Here is a 13,873-nt window from a genome sequence, read left to right as displayed (position 1 = left end):
TTCAACCTTTACAACCTGGCAACTCTTTACTATCATGAGTGGAAATGCGAGGAGAGAGGGGAAACGCACAATGGAAGTCCGCCGATTGGGGCCAGAAGATGCAGAAGCTTTTGTAAAAGTAAGATTGGAAGGGTTGCAAACCGACCCGGATGCATTCGGTGCTACGTATGAAGAAGATGCGGCACGGCCTATGGCGGAGTGGAAGGAGCGGCTGTCTCAGGGACCACAAGGCGACAGCGGTTATTTTGGCGCTTTCGTCGCAGGGGAGCTGGTAGGGATCATCGGCTATTTCCGCCATCGCGGCATCAAGGCGCGGCATAAGGCAGCGGTCGTGTCTATGTACGTCCGGGAAGCGCATCGCGGGACAGGTGTCGCGCAAGCGTTGATGCACGAAGAGCTGGCGTATTTGAAAGCGCGCGGAGACATTAGCCAGGTTCAGCTTGCGGTTGTGACGAGCAACCCTGGGGCTGTACGTTTTTACGAGAAAATGGGTTTTGTGCCGTACGGTTATGAAAAACAAGCTTTGAAGGTAGGGGAGCGCTACGTCGACGAGACGCTGATGTACGTACTCTTGCATGAGTAGTGGCTACCGCTTGAAAACGAACGCTTGACCAGACGAAAAAGCGAAGGCATGTGTGGCAGCATGCCTTCGCTTCTGTATGGAAAAACATGTTTCGAGCAAAAAGATTAACGATTTGCTTCGTAGGCAGCGATTTTGTCCTCGTATTGCAGCGTAATTCCGATGTCGTCGAGGCCGTTCAACAGGCAGTAGCGGCGGTACGGGTCAACCTCGAACGGATAGGACAAACCATCGCTGTCGCGCACGACTTGCTGTTCGAGATCAATCGTCAGCTCGTAATTTTCGCGGCTTTGTGTGCGCAAGAACAGTTCGTCGACTTGCTCTTCGCTGAGCTTGATCGGCAGGATGCCGTTTTTGAAGCAGTTGTTGTAAAAAATGTCGGCAAAAGACGGAGCGATCACGCAGCGGAAGCCGTAGTCGAGCAAAGCCCACGGAGCGTGCTCGCGCGACGAGCCACAGCCGAAGTTGTTGCGGGCGAGAAGCACAGTCGAGTCTTTGTAGGCAGGGGTGTTCAGGATGAACGAGTCGATCGGCGAGCCATCGACGTTAAAGCGCCATTCATAAAACAGGAACTGGCCAAAGCCGCTGCGCTCGATGCGTTTCAGGAACTGTTTCGGGATGATTGCGTCTGTATCTACGTTGACACGGTCCAGTGGCGCGACCAGTCCGGTGTGGATGACAAATGGGTTCATTGGAATACCTCCTCGCTTGCGCTCTCTCTTTTCCATTCACGTACGTCTACGAAGCGGCCTGCGATGGCTGCCGCGGCTGCCATTTCCGGGCTGACGAGGTGAGTGCGTCCGCCACGGCCTTGACGTCCTTCAAAGTTGCGGTTGGAAGTGGAAGCGCAACGCTCTCCTTCTGACAAGATATCCGGGTTCATGGCGAGGCACATGGAGCAGCCGGATTCACGCCAGTCGAAACCGGCTTCCTGGAAAATGAGGTGCAAGCCTTCTTGCTCAGCCAACTGCTTGACTGCCTGGGAGCCAGGTACGACCATCGCGTGTACGGAAGGGGAGACTTTGCGTCCCTTGGCAACTTCCGCCGCTTTGCGCAAGTCTTCAATCCGTCCGTTTGTACAGGAGCCGATGAAGACGCGGTCGATTTTGATTTCGCTCATAGGCGTTCCCGGAGCAAGATCCATGTAAGCGAGAGCGTCCTGAGCCGCTTTGCGCTGTGCCGTAGTCTCAAAAGCTTCCGGGTCTGGAACCGTGCTGGTGATGTTCGTGCCCATGCCTGGGCTGGTGCCCCATGTCACTTGCGGTTCGATGGCAGCGGCGTCGATTTCGACACATGTATCGTACGTAGCGCCTTCGTCTGTGCACAGCTCTTTCCATGCTTCCACTGCTGCCAGGAAGTCTTCGCCTTGCGGAACGTAGCGGCGGCCTTGCAGATAGTCAAACGTCGTTTGGTCCGGAGCGATCAGCCCGGCGCGTGCGCCACCTTCAATCGTCATGTTGCACACGGTCATGCGCTCTTCCATTGTCAGCTTGCGGATCGCTTCGCCTGTGTACTCTACGACGTACCCGGTGGCAAAGTCAGTTCCGTATTTTGCGATAATCGCCAATATTAAGTCTTTTGCGCTGACACCGAAAGGCAGGTCGCCGTTCACGCGGACTTCCATCGTTTTTGGCTTCAGCTGCGGCAAGCATTGTGTGGCGAGTACGTGTTCGACCTCGCTCGTCCCGATCCCAAAGGCGAGGGCGCCGAATGCCCCGTGCGTGGAAGTGTGGCTGTCGCCGCACACGATCGTTTTGCCGGGATGTGTCAGGCCAAGCTCAGGGCCGATGACGTGGACGATTCCTTGATCCGGGCTGTTCAGGTCAGCGAGTGTAATGCCAAATTCCCGGCAGTTATCAGTCAGTGTTTCCATTTGCTGACGGGAGATCGGGTCTTTGATATTGAAGCGATCCGCTGTCGGCACGTTGTGGTCCATGGTGGCAAAAGTCAGTTCTGGACGGCGGACTTTGCGGCCAGCCAGGCGGAGCCCTTCAAACGCTTGCGGAGAAGTCACCTCGTGCACCAGATGCAGATCAATGTACAAAAGGCTCGGTTTGCCAGCTTCCTCGTGAATCACGTGATTGTCCCAAATCTTTTCAAACATTGTACGGGGTTTCATTAGTGAATGCCTCCTTCGTGCGAAAACTCTTAACAAGGTTGTATCATGGCAAAGAAAATAGTTCAAAGATATAATAATTATGAGAAGGATAGCTTTTGCCTATCGGGAGGTTTTTTATGGAGTTACGACAGATTCGTTATGTGCTTGCAGTAGCGGAGGAACGCAGCTTTTCGCGTGCGGCCAACCGCTTGCATCTGGCTCAGCCATCGCTTAGCCAGCAAATCGCCAAGCTGGAAAAAATATTGGGTGTGAGTCTGTTTCATCGTTTGCCCCAGCATGTGGAGCTGACAGATGCGGGCCAGCGTTTTGTGCAGGTGGCGCAGACGCTGGTAGACATGTCGGAAGGGCTGGAGCGGGAAATGCGCGCGTATGCAGTGGGGGAGAGCGGCCGACTGCTGGTTGGCAGCTTGCCGATCACGGGCGCTTACGTCCTGCCGCGTGTGTTGCCGACGTTTACCAAGCTGTTCCCCGGAGTCGAGCTGCAACTGATGGAGGAAACATCCAGCCATCTGGAACAGTTGCTCGTGCGTGGAAAAATCGACGTCAGCTTGCTGACGATGCCGATCAGCGACCCTTCGCTGGAGATCATTCCGGCGATCAATGAAGAAATTTTCCTGGCGGTGCCGCCGAATCATCCATTGGCTGGCAAAAAGCAGGTCGACTTGGCCGAGCTTGCGGATCAGCCGTTCATTTTGCTGAAGGAAGGGCAAGGCTTCCGGACGATTTCCTTGCGGTTGTGCGAGCAAGCTGGCTTCCGTCCGCGCATCGTCTTTGAAAGCACCAACATCCAGACCGTCCAATCGCTGGTCGCGGCGGGCATGGGGCTGTCTTTTGCCCCGGAAATGATTACGCTGGCGCCAGGGACGATAGAGCCGCCCGCCTACGTACGGCTTACGACGAAGCCATACCGGACACTCGTCGTTGCCTATCGCAAAGACAAGCCGCTGTCGCGCCCGGCTGAAGCGTTTGTGCGCTGTTTGGTGGAGCAGGGCGGGGCGTTGTAAAAAGCGGATGAAGTGTCAGCCGCGTGCGACAAACAGGCAGGCTTTGTGCTACACTGTTTCCAAATCATTCTAGGAAGGAAGATCCATGATGAGAGAACTCAAGACAGAAGCAGAATTTGAACAGGCGATTGCCGCCGAGAAGCCCGTCGTGGTCAAATTTTTTACCGATTGGTGCCCGGACTGTCACCGCATCGATCCGTTCATGCCGGAAGTGGAAGAACAATATAAAGAGCAAGTGGACATGGTCGCTGTCAATCGCGATACGCTGCCTGATTTGTCCCAGAAGCACGATGTGTTCGGGATTCCCAGCTTCATCGCGTTCAGCCGGGGCAAAGAGCTCGTTCGCTTCGTCAGCAAGCTCGGCAAAAGCCGCGAAGAGATCGAGCGTTTTCTCGACCGCGCCGTTCAGGTAAACAACGGTTTGAACGCAGAGTAATGCAACGAACATAAGGCAGGGAGATTGACCATGCGATCGATGAAAAAAGAAGGGGAATGGCTCGTCTGCCACTTGCAGGCGGAGGACGACGCCATTCCGATCGGGAACCTGCTGCGCGAGGGATGGAAGCTGCCACGCAAGCAGGTCCATCTTTTGTTTCAGCATAAAGAAGTGCTTGTAGACGGCGCTCCTTGTGCCCAGCACACGCAAGTGCGAGAGGGACAGGAAATTCGCATGCGCTTGTGCCAGCCAGAGCCGCTCGGACTGGACCCGGCGAGCGAAACGGTGCCGATTTTGTACGAAGACGACCATCTGCTGATCGTGAACAAGCCTGCGGGCATGCTGCTTCATCCAACCGAGCCGAACCATCACCTGACTTTGGATCATTTGGTGTCCGGGCACTTTTTCCGCACCGGACTGCAAGCGAAAGTGCGTCATGTGCACAGGCTGGATCAGGATACGTCCGGGGTGGTTTTGTACGCCAAGCACGCCTGGGCGTCGGCCTTGCTGGACGAAATGCTGCGCGAGCGCAAAATCAAGCGGACATACCTCGCTTTCGTCTCCGGGCAGATGGCAAAAGGGAACGGCAAAATCAATGAGCCGATCGGCAAGGACAGGTATCATGCCACCCGCAGAAGAGTCGCGCCCAACGGCGATTCTGCCGTCACGCACTATGAAGTCAAGGAGCGCTACAAGACGGCGACAAAAGTCGAGTGCAGACTGGAGACGGGGCGCACGCATCAAATTCGCGTCCACCTGAGTCATATCGGGCATCCGTTGCTGGGCGACGAGCTGTATGGAGGGAAGCAAGATTTGATCAGAAGACAGGCGCTGCACGCGGCGGTACTGACGCTTGCCCATCCGTTCGGGGGAGAGCTGGTGCAGGCGTCGGCCCCGCTGCCGCTCGATTTGCTCGCTTTGGAAAAGAAGCTGCGCTAAGCGCCATTTTGCCGAATCGTGAATAAACTGCCAAGGAAGAAACGAGAGAGGGTGGCAGGATGAAACGACCCACAATCGGCATCTTGACTTGGCGGGAGGGCAAGCGATTCGCGGAGCCAACCTATTTTCGCCGATTGCTGAAGGCGGGACAAGAACTGGGCTGCACTGCCTTTTTATTTTCGCCAAAAGACGTGCTGGCATCAGGCAAGCAGGTGAGAGGGTACGTCCTGGATGCAAACGGCAAGTGGCAATCGCGCTTGTTTGACCGTCCGGACGCTGTGTTCGACCGTTACCGCTACACACCGACCCAGGCGTTCAAGGATTATGTGGCATTTCGCCGCACAAGCCCGTTCTTGTACGCCAACAATCGTCTGGCGAACAAATGGCGCGTCCATGAGGTATTGCACCGCGATTCGCGCATGCATCGCTGGCTGCCGGAAACGCTTTTGTACAATCGGCAAAATCTCATCAAAATGCTCGGCAGGCATTCGCTCTTGTACGTAAAGCCGTTGAATGGAACAGGCGGACGCAACATCCTCTCGATCGAGAAGCACGGCGGAGGGTATCGTCTGCTTGGGCGCGACAAGCAAAGGGCGAAGATTTCCAAGGTCTTTTCCGACATCTCCGCCGTTTTGCGCTGGACGGATCGGTGGACAAGGCAAGAGAAGTACATCGTTCAGCAAGGCTTGCGGCTGCAACTGGTGCCAGCGCGAGCCGTAGACATGCGGCTTTTGATCCAGAAAAACGGCCAGGGCGAGTGGAGCATCACAGGCCACGGCTTCCGGGTAGGGGGGGAGCGCAGCGCTACTTCCAACCTGCACGGGGGCGGAAAAGCTGTGCCGGTTCCCGCCTTTTTAAAGCCCAAATTCGGCGAGGAACGCTCGGCGCAAATCGTCCGCGACTGTGAAGACCTCGCCCATCAAACAGCGGAGACGCTGGAAGATCACTTTGGGCGAATGGTGGAGTTCGGACTGGACATCGGGATCGATGTAGACGGTCGCGCCTGGCTGATCGAAGTCAACCCCAAGCCAGCGCGAGAAATTTTTCGCGAGATGGGGGCTACGGAACAGTACAAACGCGCGATCCAACGGCCGCTGGAGTACGCCATCTACCTGGCGAAAACGCAAGGGCGCGAAGGACGCGAGCCTTTGCTGAAACGAAAGGTTGCGAGTCGGTAAGAAATCAAGCAAGCAGAAAGCGGAGCAAACAGCCGGGCTGATGAAGCTGCGGCTGTTTGGTGCGGGTAAAAGCGGATGAAGCGGGAGATCACTTGGTTATCTGATTTGCTTCGCACACGCAAGGATCGTCTCGATGACGAGCTGCGGTTCCGTAAATTGCGGGAAATGTCCGCTGTTTTTGGCGACGACATGCTGGCTTTGCGGGGAGAGGGCGAGCAATTCCCGTTGGTTCTCCCACCTTTTTCGCCGCGCTGCTTCTGGCATCATGCGGTTTTCCTTGCCTCCGGTGATGACGTACAGCGGGATGTCAGGGAATGCCGCGTGATCATTCAACTGGGCGACGGTTTGCTGGACAAAATGCACCTCACTGAACTTTTTGTGTGCAGACCAGGAGTCGAACAGGGCGAGCAGTCTGTTGATTGCCTTGACCGCGCTGGTTTGGTAGTCCCCGAGCAGGAGATCTTTCGGATGGCTGGCTTCAATCAGGACCATCCCGGATACTTCAGCAGGATAGCGGCGGGCATACAAATTGGCGTACAGCCCTCCCAAAGAATGTCCCACCAGCAAAAAGGGCGGCTCCCAGCCGGCAGCGGCTAGTGCTTCGCGCAGCGTTTCCACAATCGTGACGCCATCCTGAGGCTCTTGCGGTTTGTCGCTGCCCGAGACGCCCAAGCGATTGTAGGAAAAAACGGAGCTTTCCGCAGACAAGGCGGGGAGGACTCGCATCCAGCCTTCGATGGGACCAGACCCGCCGTTGATCAGCACCAGCTTGGGCGAGCCGTCGCCGCTGATGTTGTATTGCAGCATTCCTTTTGAAGTACGGATGTTCTTGATCTCGATCGCCAAAGCAAGCCACCTTCTTTTAGGTTGATATGGTTACATACGTGGACAAACCGATCAAGTTCCGCAAAATGGAAAAGGTTTTTAGGGGGAATAGAGAGAGTAGGATCGTGCTGTTAGGTGAACCATAATTTAATTATGTAAACTAAATGCTGGTTTCCAACATGCCAAAGTGGAGTTGCCAACTTGCCAGATACCTCGTCTGGCTGTTTTGTCTGAGTGAGGGGAGAGCAGTTGGGCGAATTGCCCAATGGTTGCCGAGATGGAGTTAGGGGAAGGTTTCGCAGTGTTCGATATAGCTAAACAGCCAGGACCACCCGCTTTCTTGACTGGAACTGGGCATCGCAGAGAGTTTGATCTTAGTGAATATCGCGCCTGATCAAAAAACGATGCGCAGAAAAAGTTATAAACCTCCCATATAAAAAATTCTACGCGATACAACCGCACGGGAAATGATTTGTTGTTTCGCAAAAGAACAGGAGCTTGCGGTCTTTCAGTGCCAGATGCTAGATTGTTGTTCAGTAACATATCCGCCTTTTCCCCATAAAAAACCTCCCTTGCCACGCCATGGTGGAGGGAGGTGAACCTGAACCGATCGGCAAAGCTATCCGTTTTTCACCGCTTCTGCCACTTCCGGGAGCGGCAGGCGCTCGTACTGGATTACCCGATCGCCCTCATAAGTAAAAACGTGCTGGATCGGCTGCTCGTGTTCCAGCATGTACGGCAAAAACTGCGGAACATTTTCGGCGATCCCTTCGTTCTTCGGATGCAGCATCCAGTCGAGACTCAGCCAGTCCAGGATGCCTTCCTCAACGCGACGTGGCGTCAGCGGACGCTCAAACGTCTCAGGCAGTTCCGCCACATAGGCGTACATGCCGCCAACGACATCTCCGTCCAGCTTCCACGAAACGACCCCTTTGTAAGTGGCGGAGGACAAGGCAATACCTGTCTCCTCGAAAACTTCGCGCAGCACGCAGTCAAGCGGAGACTCGTTTGGCGCGAGCTTGCCGCCGACGCCGTTCCAGCGGCCCATCAGCGGCGGTTTGCGCCGATTCAACAGAAGGTATTCGTTTGCATGCTTGAGAAAACAGATGGTGTACGTGTACATATCGTTCCTTTCCAGGTGACGCCCGCTCTCAAATGTCTTGGGAGAAGCGAACCATGTCTGTCAGCTGAATGCCGTTTTCATAGATTTCTTCCTCATAATGGCGCAGAAAGAAGTCCCGGTCAATCCAGGTCATGCGAAAGCCGCATTTTTGGTAGAGGGCCAGTTGATCCAGGCTGGAGTTGCCTGTGCCGACCTCAATCGTTTTGTAGCCGGACACTTTCGCTGTCTCGATGGCATGCAAAACGAGCTGCTTGCCGATGCCCTGTCCTTGATGCGCTTCGTCTACAGCGACGTTGACCAGCTCAATCGTATCGGGGCGCGTAGAGATGAGGACGTAGACGCCAACAAACTGTTCATCCTGGGCGGCAACATAGCACTGGCCCCTTTGCAAATAGTCTTCCACCAATTTTTGCGAAGGATCTGCGAGCAAGAGCAGATCCATGGGCGCTTCTTCATGGGGAGCCAGCTTTCTGATTTCCATTTCGTTCTCTCCTTTTGCCAAAAACCTATCCACATCGGGGAAAAGGAACCGCGCTGTCAGCGGCCATTCCTCGCGTGTGGAAAGCTTGTAATTTGTGCTATTATAACAATCGTTGCGAAAGTTTGTAAAATGTGCCAATCCAAAAGCGGGAATCAAGCTACAGGATGGGACCAGTCAAGTCGAGAAAAGAGAGGAAAGCAGCTATGGATTTGATTCACGTAAATGTGGCCTACGTCTTGCTGTATGACCAAGATACCGATAAAGTGCTCATGGTGCAAAATGAGGAGTATTGGAGTTTGCCAGGCGGGAAGCGGGAAAATGGCGAGCTGCTCTGCGACGCAGCGAAGCGCGAGGCTATGGAAGAGACGGGGCTTTCCGTGCAGGTCGGCAAGATTGTGCATGTCAGCGAAAAGGTCATTGGCCGCGAGTTTGCGACATTTGTCACGTTTATGGGCGAGATTGTCGGCGGCGAGTTGGGAACGACCGATTCCGAGATTCAGGCGATCGAGTGGAAAAGCATTGCGGAAGCAGAAAAGTTGATGCCGTATTTGCCCAACATCCGTGAACTGATGCGCAATCAGGCACATTACCAGGTAGAATAAATTGCCCAAAAAAGCTCACGGTTGCAACAGCCGCGAGCTTTTTTCATGTGCACACTGATCCACTCCGTGCAAAAAGCACTATGAAGTTTGCCCGAGCAGCACAGGCAGTTCGTCGAGCAAATACTGCTTGGTGATCGGGTCGTCGTAGTTCCATTTGTCGTCGATCAGGTAAGCCTGTCCGTTTTGCACGGCTGGCAGATTGCTCCACTGAGCCGTCCGCTCCAGCTGTTGGCGGGTCTGGCTGTCATTGGCCGACTGAATCAAGTAGACGCGGTCGCCGGCGAACAAGGGCAGTTGCTCCGGCGTGACTTCGGCAAAGGCGACATGTTGCGCGATCAGCTTCCGGATGTTGGCCTGAGCGTTCACCATGCCCGAGCCGTAAAGCGTAGAGAGCAGCCCTTTTCCGGCCATGACGAACAGTTTCCCATCCTGACAAATGAAAGAAGACGCCGTTTCTTCCCGATTCGGCAAAGGTAAGTGCCGTTTGAGCGCATTCAGCTTCTGCTCATGCGTTGCGATCCATTCCTCTGCAAGCTGTTGCCTCCCGACGATCGTGGCAATCGTCCGAAAGCGTTGGTACAGCGGGGCGTATTTGTTGTACGTCACGATCGGGGCGATCCGGGAAAGCTTCCGGATCAGCTCTTCGTCCTCGCAAAAACCGAGCAGGATCAGATCGGGCTGCAACTCCGCGATCTTTTCCCAATCGACCAGGTGACCGATGTCAGCGACGCCAAAGAGTTGTTCCTGGTACAAAATGCCCGAACTGTTTGCTTTGTTGACGCCGACGGGACTTACGCCGAGCGCGAGCAGTTCCCCCGGGGCATCGCCGATCATCACGATCCGCTCCGGGGCAGGGGGCAGGGCGATTTTGCGTCCAGTTGCGTCCCGGTAGTTCAGTCTCTCCTGCTGCATGCGGATGAACTGCCGCGGCGTCACCCCGGTGGCTTGGCGGAAGCGACGGTTAAAGTAGTATTGGTCTTTGAAACCGACCTGGTCCGCAATCTCGTAAAGCCGATCATCCGAGTAGAGCAACAGTTCCTTTGCCCGCCTGATCCGCAAATCGGTCAAGTAATCGAGCGGCTTTTGCCCTGTCAGCGACTTGAACAGATGAGAGTATTGCCAACGGGGAAGGTGGGCGAGAGCAGCCAGCTGTTCCACGGTAATCGGCTCTTGAAAATGCGTGTGCAAAAAAGCGCGTGTTTGCTCGACAGCGAGCTCCGGCGACAGGCGCGTATCCGCGTTTCGTTTGGCAGCGAAAATCAATTCCAGCAGCTCATGAAACAAAATGCGCTCGCGCATTCCGCCGGGATCGTTGTCCGGGTGACGAGTGGAATACAACGTTTGCAGTTTTTGCAAAACGGGTGAAAACGGATGAACGACAAAATCATCCGCCCCGGCGAACAGCTTTCCCCGATACGGATGAGACGACTGATCCTCCATTTGATAGACAAAGAAATCGAGCCGAAAATAGCTGACGCTTTCTTCCGCAGCGGGCGCAACGAGGCACGATGTATCCGGCGGCAACAGGAAGCAGGTTCCTTTTGCCAACATCAGGCTTGTCTCGTCTACTTGCACGGCACCTGACCCGCCTGTACATGCCAAAAGCGTATGATGAGCGCCAGGCGAAATCCGTTCAGGCTCGGCAGGCGACTGAAACAGCATTTCATGGAACGAGAACAAGAGCGTGCGCAGGGGAGGGATGGCAAGTTTGTTCAAAAAGGAGAGCCTCCTTTTGCTAACAATCGAGAATAATAATCATTATCTATCATACGCAAAGAAAAACAGCCTTTCAACGAAAAGGTTGAAAAGCTGTTCACAGGCAATGCAAGGTGTCGAATCGATCTACTTTTTGGCTTGCATAATGGTTGGCAGCTCGCCCAAAATGCGTTGCTTGGTAATGGCGTCGTCATAGCCCCATTTTGCGTCTACGAGATAGGCGTGGCCGTTTTTGACGGCAGGCAAGTTTTTCCACAGCGGGTTTTCGATGAAACGCTCAAATTCGGCTTTGGAGTCGTCGAGCGACACCATCAGGAACAGGTGATCCCCGGCGACTTCGCCGAGCCGTTCTTTGGAAAACTCCTCAAAAGACACGCCGTTGTCCAGCATTTTTTGAATAGCCCCGGTAGGCTTGAAGCCTTTTTCGTGATACAGGCTGGAGGACAGTCCTTGCGTGCCAAGCGCGTAAAGGCTTTTGCCGCCGTCGTAAAAAATAAAGACGCTGGCCGTTTCGTTCGGCTTCACCTGACCTTGGGCTTGCATGTTGCTCCAGAACTGCTCTGTTTGCTTTTCGTAGTCGGCGATCCACGCCTTGGCTTCTGGTTGTCTGTCCAAAATATCGCCCAACGTCAGCAGGCGCTCCTTCACAGGCCGATATTTGTCAAAAGCGACGGTCGGAGCGATTTTCGAAAACACTTGCAGCCGCTCTTCCTCGATGTTCACACCGAGAATAATCAGATCGGGATTGAGCGCGAGCATTTTTTCCGGATCGCCCGGATGGCCCACGTCCTCGACGCCTTGCAGCTCGTCGCCGAACACGGTCGGCTTCGCATCGATCATATTCAGCCCGACAGGCTTGACGCCGAGGGCGAGCAAATCTCCAGCCGTATTGCCGATGAAGATAACGCGTTCGGCGTGCGCGGGAATTTCCACTTCGCGATTCATGAAGTCTTTGTACAGTCGCGTTTGCTTCTGGCTGTCGCCCGTCGGTTGCGTGGTTGCAGCGGCTCCTTTTGCAGTGGCAGGCGCTTCCGCTGTCTTCTGGGCAGCATCGGTTGGGGCGGGGGTAGGTGCTGATTGCCCGCACCCGGAGAGCAAGAGCGCTGCGGAGAAGAAGACAGCTTGCAAGGTGGCGATGAGTGGTCGTACCTGTATCATTTTGCGAGGACATCTCCCTTGTAAAAATGTATCGATAATGATTATCAATCAACCTCATCTTAGGAGATCGCAGGAGGTTGCTCAATGGACAAACGTAAATTCTTTTAATAGAAAAATAAGAGAAGGGGGCTTTCTTTTCCGGCAAATGGGTTGCTTCCCGCTTCCTTGTTGCACTATCATACTAAAGGATAAGCTTCATCACACAGATGACTCACAACGGTTGAAAAGACGAAATATTCCCGAATATCAAATGCCTAAGGGTGGAGGTTTGCGATTGCGATGGAAAACGGTGTGAGAGTTGAAGGAAAAACAATCGAGCAATGGAAAAGCGAGTATCCGTTGTTGTCCGAGCTGATGGCAACAGCGGAAGTATTTTGGACAAATCCGCGTCTGACTCCGGTGGCGGAAGCAGAAATGACGGTTACGGCGGAAGAGGTGCAAGATGCAGAGGAGCGTTTGCGCCGATTTGCCCCGTTTATCCAGCAGGCTTTTCCGGAAACGAGCTCGGCTTCCGGGCTGATCGAGTCGCCGCTTGCTTCGATCCCCAACATGCAAGACGAGCTGGCAAGGCGTTTTGGTCAGGAAATACCGGGCCGTCTCCTGCTGAAGTGCGACAGCCATTTGCCGATCGCGGGTTCCATCAAGGCGCGAGGCGGGATTTACGAGGTGCTTGCCCACGCAGAAGAACTGGCGAAAAAGCACGATAGGCTGCCCGCAGACGGCGATTACTCCGTGTTTGCCACAGAAGAGTACCGCGCGTTCTTTTCCCAATACTCCATCGCCGTAGGATCGACAGGCAATCTTGGACTGAGCATCGGGATCATCAGCGCGAAGCTCGGGTTTCGGGTGACGGTTCATATGTCTGCGGATGCAAAAGCGTGGAAAAAAGATTTGCTGCGCGAAAAAGGCGTGCAAGTCGTCGAGTATCAATCCGATTACGGCAAAGCGGTCGAAGAGGGAAGAAAGCAGGCAGAAGCCGACCCGCAGTGCTATTTCATTGACGATGAAAACTCCAAGCGGCTGTTTCTCGGCTATGCCGTCGCCGCCGGACGGTTGCAAAAGCAGCTGGAGGAGCAGCAGGTGATCGTGGACAGCGAGCATCCGCTTTTCGTGTACTTGCCGTGCGGGGTAGGCGGCGGGCCGGGTGGCGTTGCCTACGGATTGAAGCTGCTTTACGGCGATCGCGTCCACTGCTTTTTTGCGGAGCCGACTCATTCGCCTTGCATGCTGCTCGGCTTGATGACGGGGTATCATGACAAGCTGGCTGTGCAAGACTTTGGCATCGACAACAAGACAGACGCTGACGGACTCGCTGTAGGACGTCCTTCGCGCTTCGTCGGCAAAGTCATGGAACCGTTGCTCAGCGGCGTCTATACGGTGGCGGACGGGGAGCTATACAGGCTGCTGCGGGCTTTGCGCGACAGCGAATCCGTGCGGCTTGAGCCGTCTGCGCTGGCTGGTATGCCAGGGCCGATCCGTTTGCTTGCGCAAGCAGCGGGGCAGCAGTACATCGAGCAGCACGGTCTTGCGGACAAAATGAAAAACGCAACCCATATCGTCTGGGCGACAGGGGGCAGCATGGTGCCTGCGCATATTCAGGAAGCGTACTATGCCAAAGGATTGGAATGCGAAGAGCAGAGCCATTCGTAACATCGTTTCATTCATACACGAGAACGCCGTTGGTCTGCGAGGATCGAGGGCGTTCTTTTTTT

14 protein-coding genes are annotated in these 13,873 nt (G+C 54.7%); 7 read left to right on the top strand and 7 right to left on the bottom strand.

Translation table 11 applies throughout. The features are described from left to right. Window positions 1–70 precede the first annotated feature (70 nt). Window positions 71–583, top strand: a complete 513-nt coding sequence (locus tag DEP07_RS04180; protein WP_173595829.1) for a GNAT family N-acetyltransferase — start codon at window positions 71–73, stop codon at window positions 581–583. 104 nt (window positions 584–687) lie between these two features. Here DEP07_RS04180 and leuD read toward each other — a convergent pair whose 3' ends face one another. Both leuD and leuC read right to left on the bottom strand, forming a co-directional pair. After that, window positions 688–1,272: a 3-isopropylmalate dehydratase small subunit gene (gene leuD, locus DEP07_RS04175; RefSeq protein WP_122963521.1), complete on the bottom strand. Its 585-nt coding sequence runs from the start codon at window positions 1,270–1,272 to the stop codon at window positions 688–690. Next, a complete protein-coding gene (gene leuC, locus DEP07_RS04170) occupies window positions 1,269–2,699 on the bottom strand; it encodes a 3-isopropylmalate dehydratase large subunit (protein WP_122963519.1) in 1,431 nt (476 codons plus the stop codon). Before leuC ends, leuD begins: the two co-directional genes overlap by 4 nt. A 116-nt stretch (window positions 2,700–2,815) precedes the next feature. Here leuC and DEP07_RS04165 point away from each other — a divergent pair, with 116 nt between their 5' ends. From DEP07_RS04165 to DEP07_RS04150, 4 genes are all read left to right on the top strand, one after another. Next, entirely contained in the window at window positions 2,816–3,703 is an 888-nt protein-coding gene (locus DEP07_RS04165; RefSeq protein WP_122963518.1) for a LysR family transcriptional regulator, read from the top strand. An 88-nt stretch (window positions 3,704–3,791) separates the two neighbouring features. Then, complete coding sequence (locus DEP07_RS04160) at window positions 3,792–4,139, top strand: thioredoxin family protein (protein WP_122963654.1); 348 nt, start codon at window positions 3,792–3,794, stop codon at window positions 4,137–4,139. Between the two features lie 30 nt (window positions 4,140–4,169). Continuing rightward, window positions 4,170–5,078, top strand: a complete 909-nt coding sequence (locus tag DEP07_RS04155) for an RluA family pseudouridine synthase (RefSeq protein ID WP_173595830.1) — start codon at window positions 4,170–4,172, stop codon at window positions 5,076–5,078. Between the two features lie 59 nt (window positions 5,079–5,137). Further along, entirely contained in the window at window positions 5,138–6,256 is a 1,119-nt protein-coding gene (locus tag DEP07_RS04150; RefSeq protein WP_122963516.1) for a YheC/YheD family endospore coat-associated protein, read from the top strand. A gap of 96 nt (window positions 6,257–6,352) precedes the next feature. Here DEP07_RS04150 and DEP07_RS04145 read toward each other — a convergent pair whose 3' ends face one another. The 3 genes from DEP07_RS04145 to DEP07_RS04135 all read right to left on the bottom strand — a co-directional run bounded on the left by DEP07_RS04145 (window position 6,353) and on the right by DEP07_RS04135 (window position 8,685). Continuing rightward, window positions 6,353–7,102 carry an alpha/beta fold hydrolase gene (locus DEP07_RS04145; protein WP_229049902.1) on the bottom strand — a complete coding sequence of 250 codons (750 nt, stop codon included), beginning with the start codon at window positions 7,100–7,102 and terminating at the stop codon, window positions 6,353–6,355. A gap of 598 nt (window positions 7,103–7,700) precedes the next feature. Next, a complete protein-coding gene (locus DEP07_RS04140; protein WP_122963515.1) occupies window positions 7,701–8,204 on the bottom strand; it encodes an NUDIX hydrolase in 504 nt (167 codons plus the stop codon). 28 nt (window positions 8,205–8,232) lie between these two features. Continuing rightward, a complete protein-coding gene (locus tag DEP07_RS04135; RefSeq protein WP_217021778.1) occupies window positions 8,233–8,685 on the bottom strand; it encodes a GNAT family N-acetyltransferase in 453 nt (150 codons plus the stop codon). 203 nt (window positions 8,686–8,888) lie between these two features. Between DEP07_RS04135 and DEP07_RS04130 the strand changes: the two genes are divergently transcribed. Next, a complete protein-coding gene (locus tag DEP07_RS04130; protein WP_173598805.1) occupies window positions 8,889–9,287 on the top strand; it encodes an NUDIX hydrolase in 399 nt (132 codons plus the stop codon). Window positions 9,288–9,365: 78 nt separating this feature from the next. On the opposite strand, the gene DEP07_RS04125 is transcribed toward DEP07_RS04130, so the two are convergent. Next, complete coding sequence (locus DEP07_RS04125) at window positions 9,366–11,003, bottom strand: helix-turn-helix domain-containing protein (protein WP_287102166.1); 1,638 nt, start codon at window positions 11,001–11,003, stop codon at window positions 9,366–9,368. A 126-nt stretch (window positions 11,004–11,129) separates the two neighbouring features. Then, on the bottom strand, window positions 11,130–12,161 hold the full coding sequence (locus tag DEP07_RS04120; protein ID WP_281868453.1) for an ABC transporter substrate-binding protein: 1,032 nt from the start codon (window positions 12,159–12,161) through the stop codon (window positions 11,130–11,132). A gap of 279 nt (window positions 12,162–12,440) precedes the next feature. Between DEP07_RS04120 and DEP07_RS04115 the strand changes: the two genes are divergently transcribed. After that, window positions 12,441–13,811, top strand: coding sequence for a D-serine ammonia-lyase (locus tag DEP07_RS04115; protein WP_281868455.1), 1,371 nt, complete (start codon window positions 12,441–12,443; stop codon window positions 13,809–13,811). Window positions 13,812–13,873: the final 62 nt, after the last annotated feature.

Origin of the sequence: Brevibacillus sp. (assembly GCF_003521185.1) — a bacterium.
GTDB classification, from domain to species: Bacteria; Bacillota; Bacilli; order Brevibacillales; family Brevibacillaceae; genus Brevibacillus; species Brevibacillus parabrevis.
The sequence above is the reverse complement of the archived record's forward strand: the minus strand, read 5'-3'. Positions and strand labels throughout refer to the sequence as shown.